The sequence below is a fragment of the Ureibacillus galli genome (assembly GCF_014836845.1).
Taxonomy (GTDB): Bacteria; Bacillota; Bacilli; order Bacillales_A; family Planococcaceae; genus Ureibacillus; species Ureibacillus galli.
Genome location: NZ_JACSQA010000007.1, coordinates 84837 through 100897 on the forward strand (window position 1 = coordinate 84837; position 16061 = coordinate 100897).

Annotated in this window: 22 protein-coding genes; 3 read left to right on the forward strand and 19 right to left on the reverse strand. The window is 34.7% G+C overall.

Going from position 1 to position 16061, the window contains the following annotated elements; genetic code table 11:
• Positions 1 to 90: 90 nt before the first annotated feature.
• The 16 genes from H9636_RS07180 to H9636_RS07255 form a co-directional block, all read right to left on the reverse strand.
• Positions 91 to 321, reverse strand: coding sequence for a hypothetical protein (locus H9636_RS07180; RefSeq protein ID WP_191706944.1), 231 nt, complete (start codon positions 319 to 321; stop codon positions 91 to 93).
• Complete coding sequence (locus tag H9636_RS07185; protein ID WP_191706945.1) at positions 321 to 866, reverse strand: dUTP diphosphatase; 546 nt, start codon at positions 864 to 866, stop codon at positions 321 to 323. Before H9636_RS07185 ends, H9636_RS07180 begins: the two co-directional genes overlap by 1 nt.
• A 15-nt stretch (positions 867 to 881) precedes the next feature.
• Positions 882 to 1388 carry a single-stranded DNA-binding protein gene (gene ssb / locus H9636_RS07190; protein ID WP_191706946.1) on the reverse strand — a complete coding sequence of 169 codons (507 nt, stop codon included), beginning with the start codon at positions 1386 to 1388 and terminating at the stop codon, positions 882 to 884.
• Positions 1381 to 1749, reverse strand: a complete 369-nt coding sequence (locus tag H9636_RS07195; protein WP_191706947.1) for a hypothetical protein — start codon at positions 1747 to 1749, stop codon at positions 1381 to 1383. Before H9636_RS07195 ends, ssb begins: the two co-directional genes overlap by 8 nt.
• Positions 1750 to 1922: 173 nt before the next feature.
• A complete protein-coding gene (locus tag H9636_RS07200) occupies positions 1923 to 2162 on the reverse strand; it encodes a hypothetical protein (RefSeq protein WP_191706948.1) in 240 nt (79 codons plus the stop codon).
• A gap of 1 nt (position 2163) precedes the next feature.
• On the reverse strand, positions 2164 to 3141 hold the full coding sequence (locus tag H9636_RS07205) for a DnaD domain-containing protein (RefSeq protein ID WP_191706949.1): 978 nt from the start codon (positions 3139 to 3141) through the stop codon (positions 2164 to 2166).
• A 44-nt stretch (positions 3142 to 3185) separates the two neighbouring features.
• The gene (gene recT / locus H9636_RS07210) at positions 3186 to 3992 is read right to left on the reverse strand and encodes a recombination protein RecT (protein WP_191706950.1); all 807 of its coding nucleotides are present in this window, start codon (positions 3990 to 3992) and stop codon (positions 3186 to 3188) included.
• A gap of 2 nt (positions 3993 to 3994) precedes the next feature.
• On the reverse strand, positions 3995 to 4174 hold the full coding sequence (locus H9636_RS07215) for a hypothetical protein (protein WP_191706951.1): 180 nt from the start codon (positions 4172 to 4174) through the stop codon (positions 3995 to 3997).
• A gap of 1 nt (position 4175) precedes the next feature.
• On the reverse strand, positions 4176 to 5117 hold the full coding sequence (locus H9636_RS07220; RefSeq protein ID WP_191706952.1) for a YqaJ viral recombinase family nuclease: 942 nt from the start codon (positions 5115 to 5117) through the stop codon (positions 4176 to 4178).
• Positions 5118 to 5191: 74 nt separating this feature from the next.
• Positions 5192 to 5404 (reverse strand): hypothetical protein, encoded by a 213-nt coding sequence (locus H9636_RS07225; RefSeq protein WP_191706953.1) that lies wholly within the window; start codon positions 5402 to 5404, stop codon positions 5192 to 5194.
• Between the two features lie 205 nt (positions 5405 to 5609).
• A complete protein-coding gene (locus tag H9636_RS07230) occupies positions 5610 to 5774 on the reverse strand; it encodes a hypothetical protein (RefSeq protein WP_191706954.1) in 165 nt (54 codons plus the stop codon).
• Positions 5749 to 6009: a hypothetical protein gene (locus H9636_RS07235; protein WP_191706955.1), complete on the reverse strand. Its 261-nt coding sequence runs from the start codon at positions 6007 to 6009 to the stop codon at positions 5749 to 5751. The genes H9636_RS07230 and H9636_RS07235 overlap by 26 nt, the downstream gene beginning before the upstream one ends.
• A gap of 13 nt (positions 6010 to 6022) precedes the next feature.
• The gene (locus H9636_RS07240) at positions 6023 to 6538 is read right to left on the reverse strand and encodes a helix-turn-helix domain-containing protein (protein WP_318241006.1); all 516 of its coding nucleotides are present in this window, start codon (positions 6536 to 6538) and stop codon (positions 6023 to 6025) included.
• 117 nt (positions 6539 to 6655) lie between these two features.
• Positions 6656 to 6973, reverse strand: a complete 318-nt coding sequence (locus H9636_RS07245; protein ID WP_191706957.1) for a hypothetical protein — start codon at positions 6971 to 6973, stop codon at positions 6656 to 6658.
• 45 nt (positions 6974 to 7018) lie between these two features.
• A complete protein-coding gene (locus H9636_RS07250) occupies positions 7019 to 7777 on the reverse strand; it encodes a phage antirepressor (RefSeq protein WP_191706958.1) in 759 nt (252 codons plus the stop codon).
• 11 nt (positions 7778 to 7788) lie between these two features.
• Complete coding sequence (locus tag H9636_RS07255) at positions 7789 to 8007, reverse strand: helix-turn-helix transcriptional regulator (RefSeq protein WP_191706959.1); 219 nt, start codon at positions 8005 to 8007, stop codon at positions 7789 to 7791.
• A 155-nt stretch (positions 8008 to 8162) separates the two neighbouring features.
• On the opposite strand from H9636_RS07255, the gene H9636_RS07260 reads away from it, so the two are divergent.
• Positions 8163 to 8528, forward strand: a complete 366-nt coding sequence (locus H9636_RS07260; RefSeq protein WP_191706960.1) for a helix-turn-helix domain-containing protein — start codon at positions 8163 to 8165, stop codon at positions 8526 to 8528.
• A 309-nt stretch (positions 8529 to 8837) separates the two neighbouring features.
• Here the strand turns inward: H9636_RS07260 and H9636_RS07265 are convergent, their stop codons facing one another.
• Positions 8838 to 11126 carry a S8 family peptidase gene (locus tag H9636_RS07265; RefSeq protein ID WP_191706961.1) on the reverse strand — a complete coding sequence of 763 codons (2289 nt, stop codon included), beginning with the start codon at positions 11124 to 11126 and terminating at the stop codon, positions 8838 to 8840.
• 24 nt (positions 11127 to 11150) lie between these two features.
• Positions 11151 to 12263: an AAA family ATPase gene (locus tag H9636_RS07270; RefSeq protein WP_225230122.1), complete on the reverse strand. Its 1113-nt coding sequence runs from the start codon at positions 12261 to 12263 to the stop codon at positions 11151 to 11153.
• A 204-nt stretch (positions 12264 to 12467) separates the two neighbouring features.
• Here H9636_RS07270 and H9636_RS07275 point away from each other — a divergent pair, with 204 nt between their 5' ends.
• Both H9636_RS07275 and H9636_RS07280 read left to right on the forward strand, forming a co-directional pair.
• Positions 12468 to 12971: an ImmA/IrrE family metallo-endopeptidase gene (locus tag H9636_RS07275; RefSeq protein ID WP_191706962.1), complete on the forward strand. Its 504-nt coding sequence runs from the start codon at positions 12468 to 12470 to the stop codon at positions 12969 to 12971.
• 66 nt (positions 12972 to 13037) lie between these two features.
• Positions 13038 to 14243: a tyrosine-type recombinase/integrase gene (locus tag H9636_RS07280; protein WP_191706963.1), complete on the forward strand. Its 1206-nt coding sequence runs from the start codon at positions 13038 to 13040 to the stop codon at positions 14241 to 14243.
• 98 nt (positions 14244 to 14341) lie between these two features.
• Here the strand turns inward: H9636_RS07280 and groL are convergent, their stop codons facing one another.
• Positions 14342 to 15967 (reverse strand): chaperonin GroEL, encoded by a 1626-nt coding sequence (gene groL / locus H9636_RS07285; protein ID WP_191706964.1) that lies wholly within the window; start codon positions 15965 to 15967, stop codon positions 14342 to 14344.
• Positions 15968 to 16061: the final 94 nt, after the last annotated feature.

Genomic DNA, 16061 nt, shown 5'->3' on the forward strand with positions numbered 1-16061 from the left:
TGTATTATTCGGCGCATATGTTTGGGCTGTTCCAATGAATATGGGATTTTATGAATACTTTAGAGCTACTTTTTAGGAGCTCTTTTTTTGTTAAACTGCAACATCACCTATACTATAAACCCCCTCAGCATTCACCACGACATCACCCATCATGGAAACCACTAAATTGTGCTGTTCACGTTCACAGCGATAAACTAACTTTTTTACGTTTTTCTCAAAAATGATATTCACGTACTTATATTCACGACCTTCGAATCGAATTTCGCTATTTACTTTATTAAATTTTTCTATTATCTCATTCAAAGTGTTATAGGATGGCATCAGTATCCTTCCTCCTGTCGTTGGTGATTGATCTGGTTTTTATCGAAATAAGCTTGTTCGATTTCTTCCCAAGTGAAATCGAGTGATTGTCCAAGTGACAAGAAAACTATAAGCACACGTTCATAGTTTGATAACCGTTTATCCACGTAAAAATGGGATATTGCTAAAAACGCTTCATTGAATTGAATTTCTAATGCTTCATCACTATTTAGTAAAGGCACTCTATCAAACGTCCAACTCTTCTGAACTCCAATACTTAAAATAAAATGTAAACAGTCAACGTATTCTTCGAGAAGTAAATTCCTTATTAACCACGGCTTGTTTTTGTCTGTTTTATCTGGGTTGTCTGTTAATACCATTGTCCTCGGCTTCTGATTATTACTCCAAAACTTAAACCCTCGCCATTCATTTGCACATTCACCGAGTTCCACTTGTAAGGCAAGAATCTTTTTCTCCAATCGATTTTCATTTTCTTGTACAGGATGCTCATTCATGATGTGTTCATCTAATACTCTTTGTGCTTCAAATAGTTTTTGTAAATTCACTAGTATTTCCCCTCTCTAAAATGGCAAGCCATCTTCTGAAACTACTGCTCCATTTCCGCTTGCAAATGGATCTTCATTCACCCTCGTATAATTCTGTTGGTATGTTTGACCTCCATATTGCCCCGTATTTTGCGTTTGTGGTTGTGATTGATAATTTGTATTAGGTTGATAGTTTGAAGCTGAATTTGAGCCATCTGAATTGTTTGAGCGTGATTCTAAAAACTGAATACTATCTGCTACTACATCAGTTGTATATACCCTTTTTCCATCTTGTCCCTCAAAACTACCAGTTTGGATTCGGCCTTCAAGACCAATCAAACTACCTTTCTTCATGAAGTTTGCTAGGTTCTCAGCTTGCTTGCGCCATGCTATGCAGCGAATAAAATCAGCCTCTGGTTGCCCTTCCGCTTTATGAATCCGATTGACTGCTAATGTGAATTTCACCATTGGTACACCACTAGGTGTATATTTCAAATCTGGATCGGCTGTTAATCTTCCTACTAGTACTGTTCGATTAATCAATTTCTGTCGCTCCATTCAAGTTAAGTTTTAAATCGAATATTTCGTTCATAGTTTCGATTGCATAACAAATGCCACGTGATACATTTTTACCTTCATCTGATATATTATCCATGAGCTTCGTTTTATAATGAGTTTCATATAAATCTTCAATTTCTTTTTCCGGCGAATCTTCCTCATAGCCATCTATTAAACAACGAATGAAAGTTATTAATGTCATGTTATTTAAAATTTTAATCCCTTCCGTTTCAAAACCCTCCGCATGAAGTTCAATCATTTCTTTTAAATCTTCATCAATTTTTACCTTTGGAAGTGTGTCTAACGCTCGTTTAACTTCTCTTAATACTTTCACTTTTGCACTCATTATCATGTTCCTCCCTCAACTTCATTTCTTCAATTATGCAATGTGTATGCCAAATTTCGCCGACAAAATCAAACTCGTATTCACTTTCATTTATCGTGTTAATCCATTGGCCACAATAAACACATTCCATCTCCATCCCTCCAATGTTTTACTAGCAATTGTGTTTGGTTCCCTCATGCAATATCACTCCTTTTCCAAGTTTCGATTACTCGATAGCCCCTATCTAGAAGGTTTTTAAACTCTGGATGAGCAACTGGTGCTGTAGCAATTACTCGAAAACCTTCTTCAAGGCCTTCCAAAGTTGCATAATCTTTGTATCTATAAAAATCTTTGTGTGCTTTGAAATGATTGGTAGAAACCCTTTTATGCTGCCCTGGAATGTCAATTGGAATCCCATTTTTTCTAAATTGCATATTACCCCTCCAATTTAGCTAATATTTTTTGTCTCTCAGCTTCAAAATCTATTACTTCATCGGATTGTGAATTTGGTTGATCACGCTTGTTAAACCATTCAGGTATCACTTCTTTTTTAAATGGCTTGCTTTTAAACTGGTGCTGTTCTTGTATCTTCTTGTCCTCTAATAGTTTGTAAGAAGTGATTCCTTCGCGTTTCCAATTACGAAGTATGCCATTTGCATACCGTTCTTTAGCTTTAACTTTCCCATCTAATAAAGCTCGGTTAAATGCCTCGACAATCAAATCAACATCTTTATAAGTTTCTAAGTAGTAATTGATGTCTTCACGTAATTGGGCACTAGGTAGCTTGTTTAATCGTTTTGTAAATAGATCAAATAACTTTTGAGATGGAGTTGACGACAACGGACTTTTTTGTTGTTGTTCTTTTTCTTTTTCTTCTTCTTGTTCTTTTTCTTGTTCTTGTTCTTCCCCCAGGTCTATGCATGGACTATCCATAGGGTATTGATACGGTATCGAACCCTTGTCATTATTAGGGTTCAGGTCTTTTGGCTCACCTTTATGGTTTAAGGGTATTGATACGGTATCGATATGGTATCCATACTGTTCCAAAGAGGTAAGATAAGAGTTAATAAAGGGTATATGTTTAACCTGTCGAAGTTCTTTTTCGATACATTTTTTAACTTTTGGAGAGTTAATAAAATTGTATTTTGCCCAATTTACTAACATAATCTCTTTGGTAGATTCGTTGTATAACACTTTTCCGTACTCAATAAATCTACCCAGTAATTTTACGACTGTATCACGGTTGTAACCTGTTTGCATTTCTATTACTCGGTATGGCAATTCGTAGATGCCACATTGAGTTGTATTGTTATTAGTCATTAAATACAGATAGAAATATTTCTCTTCTGGTGTAAGATCCAACACAAAACCATCGTCCCAAAATGTAGTGTGTACTTGTCTGTACTTTGCCATATGCCCTATCCTCCTATTAAGCAAGGGGATTGCTCCCCTTACTGTTATTCTGCTTGTGTTTCTTCGATTTCAGGTGCATCAATGAAAAATTCTTGGTCCGGTGTAATATCCTTTATTTCACGTTTCGGAGCCGTTCCTTCGTCATAAGCAACCTGTTGCTGCATTTCTACGCTAATCGGCAGATACTTCCACATATGACGTACCACTGTTTTCTTAGCCATTTCTTCATAGTCAGTTGCCCATGGTGAGTAAGAAGAACTCGCTGCTTTTGAGCGACTTTTTCGATGTTCAATTTCTTCTTTTGGCATGAATTCGAATTGGTACCCACCGTCTTTAAAATGAGCAACAGCATAAGCACCGATGAATTTCCCTCTTTCAGTACCCATAGTCGGCTTATGTTTTAACTTTGGTTCTAGCCCTAATTCATATTCAAATTCATCATTCTCATAGACTGCATGAGCGTAAATGGATTGAATATGTCCACTTCTCCGGGCTAGATCAATCATCCCTTTGTACCCGATGATGAATTGAACTTCCGTAATCCCTTTTTTATTATTCTTAAATGGTAGTAAGTAGCAGTGTCCCATTAGTCCAGGTTCTAACCCTAGTTGTGCAGCTTGCATAACCGCCCCTAGCAAACTTGAAACATCAGCTTCTTTTAATTGAGGTGTTGTACGAATTGTTGTCATTGCTAAACGCATTAACCGGTCTACGTCCATATGTTTTGGTAGAGCCTGAGCCATGGCCGGCGCCATTTGTTTTAAATAATCTTCAATCGTTTTCGGTTTTGGAACTTGTCCAGGAGCTGGAGCTTGCTTCATTTGTTCTTTTAATTCATTTGTAGTTGCCATGATTAGTTAGCCTCCTTATCTAGAGTAATTAATAAAGTTGAATTAGTTGTTATGACTTCAGGACTTGAATTAATTCCTCTCTCCAAATAACTGTAAACATCTTTTTTATTACTTGCGTAAACTGTTGTGATTTTTTCTGTTACAACCGTTTCTTTAACCGTAAACGCTTTTAATCTATTCATTTTAGTTAGCCTCCATTTGTTTAATGTTTAGTACACGAACTGTAGATGGTTTAACGAATTTTTCATAAACATCAGGCATTTCTGCTTTTAATCTTTTACTATCTACTGTGTTTCGTATTTGTGCTTTATACGTCACCTTGAAACGATGAGAGTGTCCTTCTGAAGCTTCTTCCAATGTCATTTTCAATTGGTTTTCATAAGCTTTTAGCTGTTCTTCTAATTGCTTTTTATCTGCTTTTAATAATTCAATAGCTTCAACTAGTGTTTCAGATTGTTGGTCTAGCATGATCACTTCACCATTGTCAGTAGGATAAAGCTTGTTCAATAATTCAGTAGCGGATGGACTACCATCAATTGGTGGTGGTACTTCGGCAAGAATATGGTTTTCCCAAAATGCTTTTTCGTGTCGAATCATAATGTCAATAAACTCGTCATCACGTTCAACTTCCTTCCAAACGAAATGATTTCCCCCGATTAAAACTGCAATATATGCTTTCTCATAACCTAAGACGGCCATATAATGCTGTAACTGACAAAGATAAGCAGCTGGTACTTCATCACCTTCCCAAGCTTCCCTATTAAATGCATTAGTAGTCTTGCATTCTAGTAATGCTTTTTCTCCAACAACATCACGGTCAATGTTAGCAAACATAAAAGTATATTCAGGATGTCTAAACATTTGGTTTCTTTTACGTACTTTCTTTCCTGTACGTACTTCAAATTCTTTTGCTACAACGTCCTCTAATTTGTTGCCCCAGTAAATAAATTCATTATCTATTTCTTCAACATGTTCACCAGTTTTCTCTAAATAAAGTTGAAATGGTGATTTCCATTTGTTAAAACCTAAAATAATTGAAGCATCTGAACCGCCTATCCCCTTTTGTCGTTCACGGAGCCATTGAGTACGATCCATTTCTAAAGTAGAAACATTTGCAAGTGCCATTTTTGTACCTCCTATGCTATAATTACTGTAATTAAATTGTTTTTTATGGGACCACTCGGCAAAGTGGTCCTTTTTTATGCAACTTCAACAGCTTCAACTACTTCTCCAACTTCAATTAGTTGTTCACCTATACATCCAGTACTACAATAAACATCACCATCGAATACATAACCTTCACCTTTGTACAAAACCTCATCGCATTGTTTGTAATGACATTTAGCAACTGGCTTGAAAGTTTCAATTTCAACTGGCATTATAATTTCACCTACTTCCCGATGGAATCCCATCAAGCAGCCCACAATCATTTTCAGGGGTTATTAGAGCAAGGAAGTGTGTTTTCACCTTCCTTTGTTTAAATTTTGATTGTGAACTGCTTGACGAGAGCGAATATACATTCGCAATCATCTTTGACTTGTGTTATAATTTTCTTATATTAAATTCATTATCATTTCTTTTATAGCTGTTTAATCGTTGGCGCGATTAAGCAGTTTTTTATTGCAACTGAACAAGTGCTTGTAAACCGATAAACATCCCAATAATTGCAGCGATGATGTATCCGAACACCCATATATAGTTGCTGTAATGAACTTTCTCCTCTTCTTCCAATTCTTCTTCAGTAAGAAAAAATGTACTATCTAGCCAAGTTTTCAATTTCAACTCTTTTCACCACCTCGGTTAAAATACCTTGCTTTGCTAGTTTCTTAGCTGTTATGTAAAATTCCCTACGTTGTTCTAGCTTTTGGATTGTTGCTATTGAATTTTGTAAGTCTTGAGTAAGTCGTTCAGCAATTTCAAAGCGACCCTCTTGTGTATGCATTTTGATTAGTACAAGTAAATCATCTATACACGCCTTCTCTTTAAATACTTCATTATTAATTTTCGTTAGATTCATAATTCAATATCTCCTATGTTGTGATATAGCCAGAGTTGGCTAATTCTCTGTAATGCTTGTCCCACAGATTGGTGTAACTGATATTTGCCTCACTACAAACGACTGCAATGAAGTGTTCTAACGCTGTCATAGCTTCTGCAGCTTCAAGTAAGACCTCTTCCACATTCTGATAGTCGAAGAGTTTCAACTTCCTAAACGGCTTCGCAAGACTTGTATTTGAAATTGCATCTAGCGCCTCTTGCAATTCTTCTACCGTTTTTTCCTTTACACTTGAACGATGCAAGTCAACATTCTGACCATTTAACCACTTAGGGCCCGTTCCTGTATATTCATTACGTATAGTGATTGCAAATTTTGGATTATCGTATTTCTGCGTGATTTTCCGACTTATATCCTGTGGTATATGCGACCTGCCGGTTTCGTACTTAGAAACGGTTTCTCTCACCACCCCCATATCAAATGCGAATTGTTGCTGTGTTTGCTCACCCCTTATTTCTTTTAGTACTGTACCTACTCTATTAGCAGTCACTTTTCTCACCCTTTCCATTAATTTCCGGTCACATTCCCCTCTAAAGTTAACTTTTATGAGACCGTTGACTAAAATCAAAAAAGATATAATAGATTCATAGAGGTAATGCCCTACCTCTTATCCAACTTTATAAGGCATATTGTATTTGGGCGTATTTGCCCTCACCCAATCCGTATTTGCATTGATCCATTCTAATAACAAAGATGTTGGTACACGAGGATGACCAAACTCGTATGTTACTGGGAAATCGTGTCGTTTAAAAAGTTCGGCACATTTCGTTTCTCCAACCCCAACAAATTCCATAAATTCTTTTCTAGTCAATAAAGCAGGCATTGTAGATTGTTTTTTAATTAAATCAACTAAGACTGGCGCTAATTCGTTTGCCAACTCTTTAATTAATGCTTGCTTCTCCTCTTTCGAAAATAAAATCTCCATTATTTGCCCTCCTTATTTGAAAGGCGCTTTGCCCAGCGCCTTCCTCTATATAGCTTTTTGTTGAGATAAAAACTTATTAATAAAGTAAAGTTGACCACGACCAGTTACTTTTGGTGTTTTCTTGATTTGAATGCCATTTGAACGATTAATAGTAGATTCTTTTATTTCAAACAAACCTAACTCCATTGATCTTTGAGTTGGAGTATTGTAATCTGATCCAGGCTTCTTTATTAAATAACCGTTACTCCTTAGCCATTCAAATAGTCGTTTCTCACCAATTGGTACTCCGTTTTGGCTTATTAATTTTGCAAGTTCTCGAATTAAAATCGAAGTATTACTAGCACTTACAGAATCGGCAAACAAAACTTTAGGTTTTTGTTCCTCAATAATTTGTTCAGCTTCTCTACGTTTTGTTTGTTCTTCTTTTAGTTGAGTAGCAATTTGAATAATTGTGTCTGGGTTTAACAGAACTTTTTCAATTACATCAGGCGTCATGTATGCACCATGTTTTCGGATAGAAGGTAAAACCTCTTGCTTAATCCACCTTTTAAATTGTTTTGCACTCGGTTTTCTACTAGCGAAAATCAATTCATATAAACCTGATTCATTTACTATATTTGTTTCACCCTGACGTCCTAAGTTGAACTTAGACCGTTCATCATTTTCTAACCGACCTACTGCCATTGTTGGATTTGAAAGTTCTAACACTTTACACACATCAGTTGCTACAAACCAGGGTTCGTTATTAATTTCTAAAACCCGAACATTATTACTCTCAAAATTGAAAATTTGTAAATGATTCATACTAATGCCTCCTATGCGGTTTTTTGTGCATTTTTTACACAATTATTAGTAAAAAAAATGGTCCAATCTATTCCCAATACTTCACCAATTTTTTGTGCAACTTTAACGCTAGGACAAAGTCCATTTTCTATTTTAGTGTAATAGGAACGTTCAATACCAATTTCTTTTGCTACTGTTTGTTGAGAATAACCTAAGAAACTTCTACGTTCTTTTAGAATTTTATCGAACACTTAATCACCACCTTGTGCATTTCTTACACATAGTATAAAGTGCATTATTTGCACAGTCAAGTGATTTTTGTGTATTTTTTTCACAATTTATTTAATGTGCAAATATTTCACTTATAATATACATAATTAAATTTAGTTTGAAAGGTTGTGAATAGATGCAATACGGCGACAAGTTAAGAAATTTAAGAGAAAAACTCGGTCTTTCTCAAAAAGAGTTAACTGACCGATTGAATATTAATAGATCAACTTATGCGAGATACGAAACGTCATCTACTCAACCTGATTTTGATACATTAAAAAAACTTGCCGATTTTTTCGAAGTGTCTACAGATTATATATTAGGACATGAAAGCAAATTATCACATCAATCCCAGGCTGAAAAAGAAGATGATGATTTCCAAGCATTCATCAACGACCCCGAACTCCAAGTATGGTATAAAGAACTTCCAAAATCGGATGAGGAAGAACTTCGGAAACTTCGAATGATTTGGGAAATGATTAAAAATGAAAAAAATCATTAAAATAAAATTTACAAAGTAATAAATAAATTAGATATCAAATTCTTAACATCTGGTAATGAAGTAATATTCCTTATTTTGTAGATAACTTTTATACTTTATTAAGTAATTAACTATTAATATTTTATTTACAAAGTAATACAGAAAAATTTATTAAATTTCTGCATATACCTAATGAACTACCTAAATCAACATAATAGCTACACAAACCTTAAGCTATCTGGGAAATGATTGAAAGGCTATGATTTTTAAATTACTATAAAAAAGGACATACCATTTGGTATGTCCTTTTTTATTTCTTATCTTAGAGAATTAATCTATATTAATCATAATTTCATTTCTATTTCTGATTCCTATTGGTTCTAAAACTCTGTATTCATTTAATATAGCTTCATATAGATTTCCTTCATAACGAGGTACACTGATTGTAACTATTACAGCATAATCAATTCTATCTGTACTACCATTTCTCCCCATACCATGTAATACTAAGAATGGATTTTCCAGAGTTGAAATACGGCTATTTCTCCATTTTTTTACTACAGTATCCCACTTCATTTCCCCTCTTCGGGCTAGTTCAGTTTGATATTGATGAGCTGAACCACTTACTGGTAAACTACTACGACTATATCCATCATTTAATAATTCATCAATTAAACTAGCATCATCAATAATATTAAGTTTATATGACTTTTCACCAGGTTTAGAAAAATTGTATTTTTTATCATGGGGGTAAAAAGTATCTTCTATCGCTGATTCAGTATAATCTTCTACATGTAATGCATTCGCCTTTGACGATGTAGCAATTGTCCAGGAAAGGTGTACATCTGTTCCGATTGATGCATTTAAAGGTAAAGGAATTGGTAGTTTAGCTAAACCAGTCGGGTTCATTGAATTTGAGTAAATAATTGTTACTTTGTTTGTATCACAATTCAATATATCTTCAACTTTTTGATTAATAATTCCATAACCTAGTTCATTGTCAACTCGATTAGGATTATCGGCGGCATGAATAAGTAATGCTCTTGCTACTATGGGTGTGAATTGGTTACATCTTCCTAATATCTCTGCAGCCTTACTAGATACAATTGGCGCTGCAAAGCTTGTCCCTGCATTTAACCAAACTCCATTTTGATTTGTAGCATTCAGCAAATGCATAGGATATTTTGAATCTCCACCGAATGCGCAAAGATCTGGTTTAACTTTACACCCTTCTCTTCCTCCGCCAACACAACTATAACTTGCCCTTTCAATACTTCCATTCTGTGAATGATAAGTATAAGCACCTACACCAAGACCATTAACTAAATCTGCAGGTGCTTGGATTCTATTAAATGGTTCTGGTCTTTGACCGTCATTACCTACCGCTACAACAAACAACTTTTGATAATTCCATGCTAACATATCAAGGGCATAAGTAAATCTAGAAATCTCATCATCTAATATTGGGCCAACAGGGCCAAATGATAGATTATAAACATCTATATCATGACGACTTGGAACAACATTTTCAATAAAATCAATAGCTTCATATAAATCTAAATCACGAGGATTTTTTACCGGGAGCACTCTGAAGCTTTCAACAAAGACAACAGGATCCTCAAGTTGCTCACCTTTTTCATATTGATTTAAATCTCCATATAGAACAACCCCAGCTACAGCAGTACCATGTTTTATTCCCTCTGGAAGGGCAATTGATCCTATAGATTGATTCTCCTTACTAAAATTTTTCAAAAATGGATGTTCAGATTCAATACCCCCATCAAAGACTCCTACTTTAATTTGAGATATAGACTTCCCAATTGGTGGTAAAATACCTTGCTCACTTCCATCTTCTCCTCTAAATTGAGGGAAAAACTCTAATTTTAATGGATGCACAGTTCTTAACGGGTTAAAATCAGCGATTTTATCAACAACTTCTCTTTTTACTAAAGCACTGACAAATGTCGGCCCGCCATCATAGGATTTTATTTTCAAACTTTCTTCTTGAACACCGAAGTATAATAATCTTTTCTTAAACTTTTCTAACATAGTATCATTATTTTCTTCAAAAGGATGTAATACAAACTCTACAGAACCTTCTGTCCATTCATCCCCAAATCCCTGAATAACTTCTTCTGTTTTCAATAATGATAATTCTTCAATTTTTCTTACATCATTCTTAAACGATTCAGTTAACGAAATTAAACCCGTCTCAAGCGAGTCACGAAGATTTAACAAATTTTCTTGATCTGTCTTAATAAAATGAAGTTTACTATAATTCGTTTTTCCGGTGTTTTTATTTTCATCATAAATCCAACGTCTTGAACCAATATTTTCAAACCCAGTCTTCTTAAAAAAAGTTTCTGGTGTATAAGTTTTTGCTAGGAACTTTTCATTTAGACGTAAAGCTAAAATAACTTCTGACATTTTATTTTCTTCAGGTATTGCTTCAATCTGTTTCTGAACAGTTTTTAACTGATTAATAACTCTTGTTTTTGCTTCTTCAAAAGTTCTTGGATACGTAGCTGGACCACCTACGAATTTTTTGCTAACTGAATCAATTAAACGTTCTCCATTCCCTAAAATTGGTAAATAATTTTCATTTTTATCTTTGGACACATAACTTCCCCCTTAGTATGAATATTATTTTTCACTATTTTTGGATTTCAAATGATGATTTACTGTAGAAGTACTAATTCCTAAAATATCTGCTATTTTAGCTTGTGAAATTTTATTATTAATTTGTTTTAGAGCAAGAGCCATTTGCTTATTAAAATTCCCTTTATGGTCTCCGCTTACAAAATCTTTGAGGTTATTTATTAATGCACTAACTGGCTCAATTTCATCTATAATAATCTGCCTTAAAACTTTGTCACTGATTTGTTTAATATCAGAAGGCGTTACCTTTTCAACCGATTTCGCAACCCCTCTTAAAACTGACTCTTGAATGGCAACTATTTCATTATTAAATCTCATATTCCACAACTTATATCTTTGTTCTTCACTAGGAAATGGCATTTCTATTTTTAAATCAAATCTCCTCCATATAGCACTATCTAAAAATTCAGGATGATTTGTTGCAGCAATAATAATTGAATGATTTGGCCACTCTTCTAGTTCTTTTAAAAGAACGTTAACAATCCTCTTTAGCTCTCCTAAGTCAGTAGGATCATCTCTTCTTTTAGCCACAGCATCAAATTCATCCAATAATAAGACCGACGGACTCTCTTTCCCATAATCAAGAACCTTTTTCAAATTTTGACCAGTTTTCCCTAAATAACTAGAAATGGCAGAAGATAAATCTAAAGTAATTAGTGGCAATGTTAAGTTTGCTGATACATACTTCGCTAACATTGTTTTCCCTACACCGGGTGGTCCATATAACAACAAACTATTTGGCGGTTTTATACCATTTGATAATAACTTTGGAGCCATTTCTCGTTCTTTAAAAAACCTTTTTATTATTTCTTCTACTTCATTATCAAGAATTATAGTTTCGTCAAATAAGGCGGGATCTTGAATATTTACCAAAGAATTAAAAGAATCTTTATCAATTGGGGGTGAATTAACACCCAGTGACCTTGTCAATGATGCACCTGCATTATAGTTTGCAATTATTTCTGCTAGCTCTTCGGAAATATTAGGACTTTCCTTTTTTATCTTTCTCATAATACTAAGAGCTGATAATTCAACAGTCCTTTTATCACCTTCAAGAGAGGCTCTAATAAGAGCTGGTAATTGTTTGTGAATACTCAAAATTCGATACCTTCCTTTCTTTTTGGATAATCGAATAAATAAATTCTATATAATATATATGTTTATGTCAAATATATTCGATATAAAATATAATAACGATTTCATCGAATACATTAATTTTAAAATTAACTATAAAATTTGTTTTTTTTGATTTATACTAATCAGGAACATAAGTTCGTATTATTGTGTATTGGAGATGGTCTTATGTACACCATGAGTCACACAGAGGACTTTATCAAAGATTTGTATCTTCGAATTGGAATTTTGAAACCGCAGCAACTTAACTATCATAAGATAGCTAATGGGTTAGGTGTTAAATTGTTTTATTGGGACGATTCAAGTCAAGCTCTATTCTTAAAAGACCTAGCGTGTATATTTTTGAATAGAAATCTAACTCAGCAAGAATTGTGGCAAGATTTTTGTCACGAGTTAGCTCACGTTCTATTTCATTGGGGAAATCAACGACGTATGAGTGAAAGTTTCAGACAATACCAAGAAACTAAAGCAAACCAATTTATGTATCATGCTTGTGTCCCCTCTTTTATGCTGAATGAATTAAATATATTTGACGCTACATATGAATCAGTAAGAAGTGTATGCAAACTATTCAACGTTGAATATGAATTTGCACTAAAAAGAATAAGGCAATTCATACAAAAAAAGAGATTTATGCAGAATTTAGATACCAAATCGTTTCAACATATGTAAAAGTAATGTTATAAGCTTTTAAAGCACTTAAAAATAACATACATTTTATTTTAAGGAGTGGTAAATATGCATTGTGAAGAGATTACTTTAAAATCAGGTCAGAAAAGATGGACTTGTGTTGCTGATGGTCCAGCAGACCCTATTACCGGTAAAAGAAAGCAAATTTGGAGAAGAGGAAAAACTAAAAGAGAAGCCGCTAATCGCGTGAAGGAAGCAATTAGACTACTCGAAATGGATGGGATTGACGAACGTGTAGGTAAGAAGATGACATTCGATGCCCTAGCAAATGAGTGGATTGAAACTTATTCATTAACTGGTGTGAAGCGTGGTAGTGTGAGAATTCGCGAAAAAGAAATCAAAATACTTAATAAACATATTGCAAAAATGCCTATTTCAGAAATTTCTCACTCAAAATACCAAAAATTATTAAATAAATTATCTGCTGAATATGCACGTAATACAGTTTCTGGCGTACATACAACAGCTGGGATGATTTTTAAATATGCTGTAAAAGATAAATTAATCAAAGATAATCCAACTACAGGGGCAGTTTTGCCAAAAAAACGAAAAACTGTTGAAGAAATCGAATCCGAACCATTAGATGAAGGATATTTAACTACCGAAGAAGTTAATGACTTTTTGGATGCAGTTACTAAGCATGGACTAGATTTAGATATCGAACGTTTTTACTTACTAGCATTTACAGGAATGCGATCTGGAGAGTTATGCGCTTTAAAGTGGTCTGATATTGATTTCAGGAATAATACAATTCGAATTACCAAAACTTTATATAACGAAGATAACAATATGAGAAAATACGTATTGACACCGCCGAAAACAGAAGGTTCTATTCGAACAATTGAAGTAGCAAAAGAAATAATGGACTTATTAAAATCGCACCGCAAACGACAAATGAAAGTGACAGCAAAATACAGAGAAGTTGAATTGAATGAATATCACGATGGAAACTTTGTATTTTGCCGTGTGAATGGCTATCCGTTCATTCAAAAGAATATTATTAATCGTATGGCTCGCATTTTGGAATTTACAAACATTCAAAAAAATGCAACACCTCATATATTTAGACACACACATATTAGTATGCTTACTGAGGCTGGTGTGGATTTGAGTACAATAATGGAACGTGTAGGGCATGATGATATGCAAACAACGTTAAAAATTTATACACACGTTACAAAGAAAATGAAAAAAGATGCTTCCGAAAAAGTTACAAACCAATTCGGAAACATCTTAAAAAACATTATTTTTTAACTTTTTTTGAAAAAAGTTAGATTTTCGTTAGTTTTTCGGCGAATAATATAAAAATAAGTCTTATAAACCTTGATATATAAGGATTTTCCTTATTTTTATTACATCATTCCGCCCATGCCGCTCATGTCAGGCATTGCTGGAGCATTTGGTTCTGGAATATCTGCTACTACTGCTTCAGTTGTTAAGAATAGAGCAGCTACAGATGCAGCGTTTTGTAATGCAGAACGAGTAACTTTAGCAGGGTCTACTACACCAGCTTCGATCATATTTACCCATTCGCCGTTAGCAGCGTTGAAGCCGATACCGATTTCTTCGCGTTTTAAGCGGTCAACGATGATTGAACCTTCAAGACCTGCGTTGTTTGCGATTTGACGTACAGGTTCTTCAAGAGCACGTAATACGATACGTACACCTGTTGCTACGTCGCCATCTACTTCATCAAGCACTTTTTCAACTGCACCGTAAACGTTTAGAAGTGCAGTACCACCACCTGATACGATACCTTCTTCAACAGCAGCACGAGTTGAGTTTAATGCATCTTCAATGCGTAATTTACGTTCTTTTAATTCTGTTTCAGTTGCAGCACCCACTTTAATTACTGCTACACCACCTGCAAGTTTCGCAAGACGTTCTTGTAATTTTTCTCTATCGAACTCAGAAGTTGTTTCTGCAATTTGAGAACGGATTTGGTTAACACGTACTTCGATTTCTTCGCTATTACCTGCACCTTCAACAATAGTTGTATTGTCTTTAGATACAACAACTTTTGCAGCACGTCCTAATGAAGAAACGTCAGCTGTTTTTAATTCTAAGCCAAGTTCTGAAGTGATCACTTGACCACCAGTTAATACTGCGATATCTTCTAACATCGCTTTACGACGGTCACCGAAGCCAGGAGCTTTAACAGCTACTACATTAAATGTACCGCGTAATTTATTTAAAATTAATGTTGTAAGAGCTTCCCCTTCAACATCTTCAGCAACGATTAATAATGGACGGCTTTGTTGAACAACTTGTTCAAGTAAAGGTAAGATTTCTTGAATGTTTGAAATCTTTTTATCCGTAATTAAAATATAAGGGTTTTCTAATACTGCTTCCATTTTGTCAGTATCTGTTACCATATAGTGAGAAACGTATCCACGGTCAAATTGCATACCTTCTACTACATCTAATTCAGTAGTGAACCCTTTAGATTCTTCAATCGTGATAACACCGTCAGTACCAACGCGTTCCATTGCGTCTGCGATGAATTCACCAACTTCTTCATCGGCAGCAGAAATAGCAGCAACTTGCGCGATTGCTTCTTTATTTTCTACTGGGCGTGAAATGGATTGTAATTCTTCTAATGCAGCAGCAACAGCTTTGTCCATACCTTTACGGATACCAACTGGGTTTGCACCAGCTGTTACGTTTTTAAGACCTTCACGAATCATCGCTTGTGCTAAAACCGTTGCAGTAGTTGTACCGTCACCAGCGATTTCGTTTGTTTTAGAAGCAACTTCAGCAACTAATTTTGCCCCCATGTTTTCATAAGCGTTTTCTAATTCGATTTCTTTTGCGATAGTTACACCGTCATTTGTAATTAATGGAGAACCGAATTTTTTCTCAAGTACAACGTTACGACCTTTTGGCCCTAATGTAACTTTTACTGCATTTGCTAATTTATCAACACCTTGAAGCATTAACGTGCGAGCTTCTTCAGAGAATTTAATATCTTTTGCCATTTTGCTTACCTCCAAATTTTTATTCTATTCAAAATCAAAAGTAGCATGGAGCGCCGAAGAAACGTATGTAAAGGCGCTCTTTATTTCTTAAGAT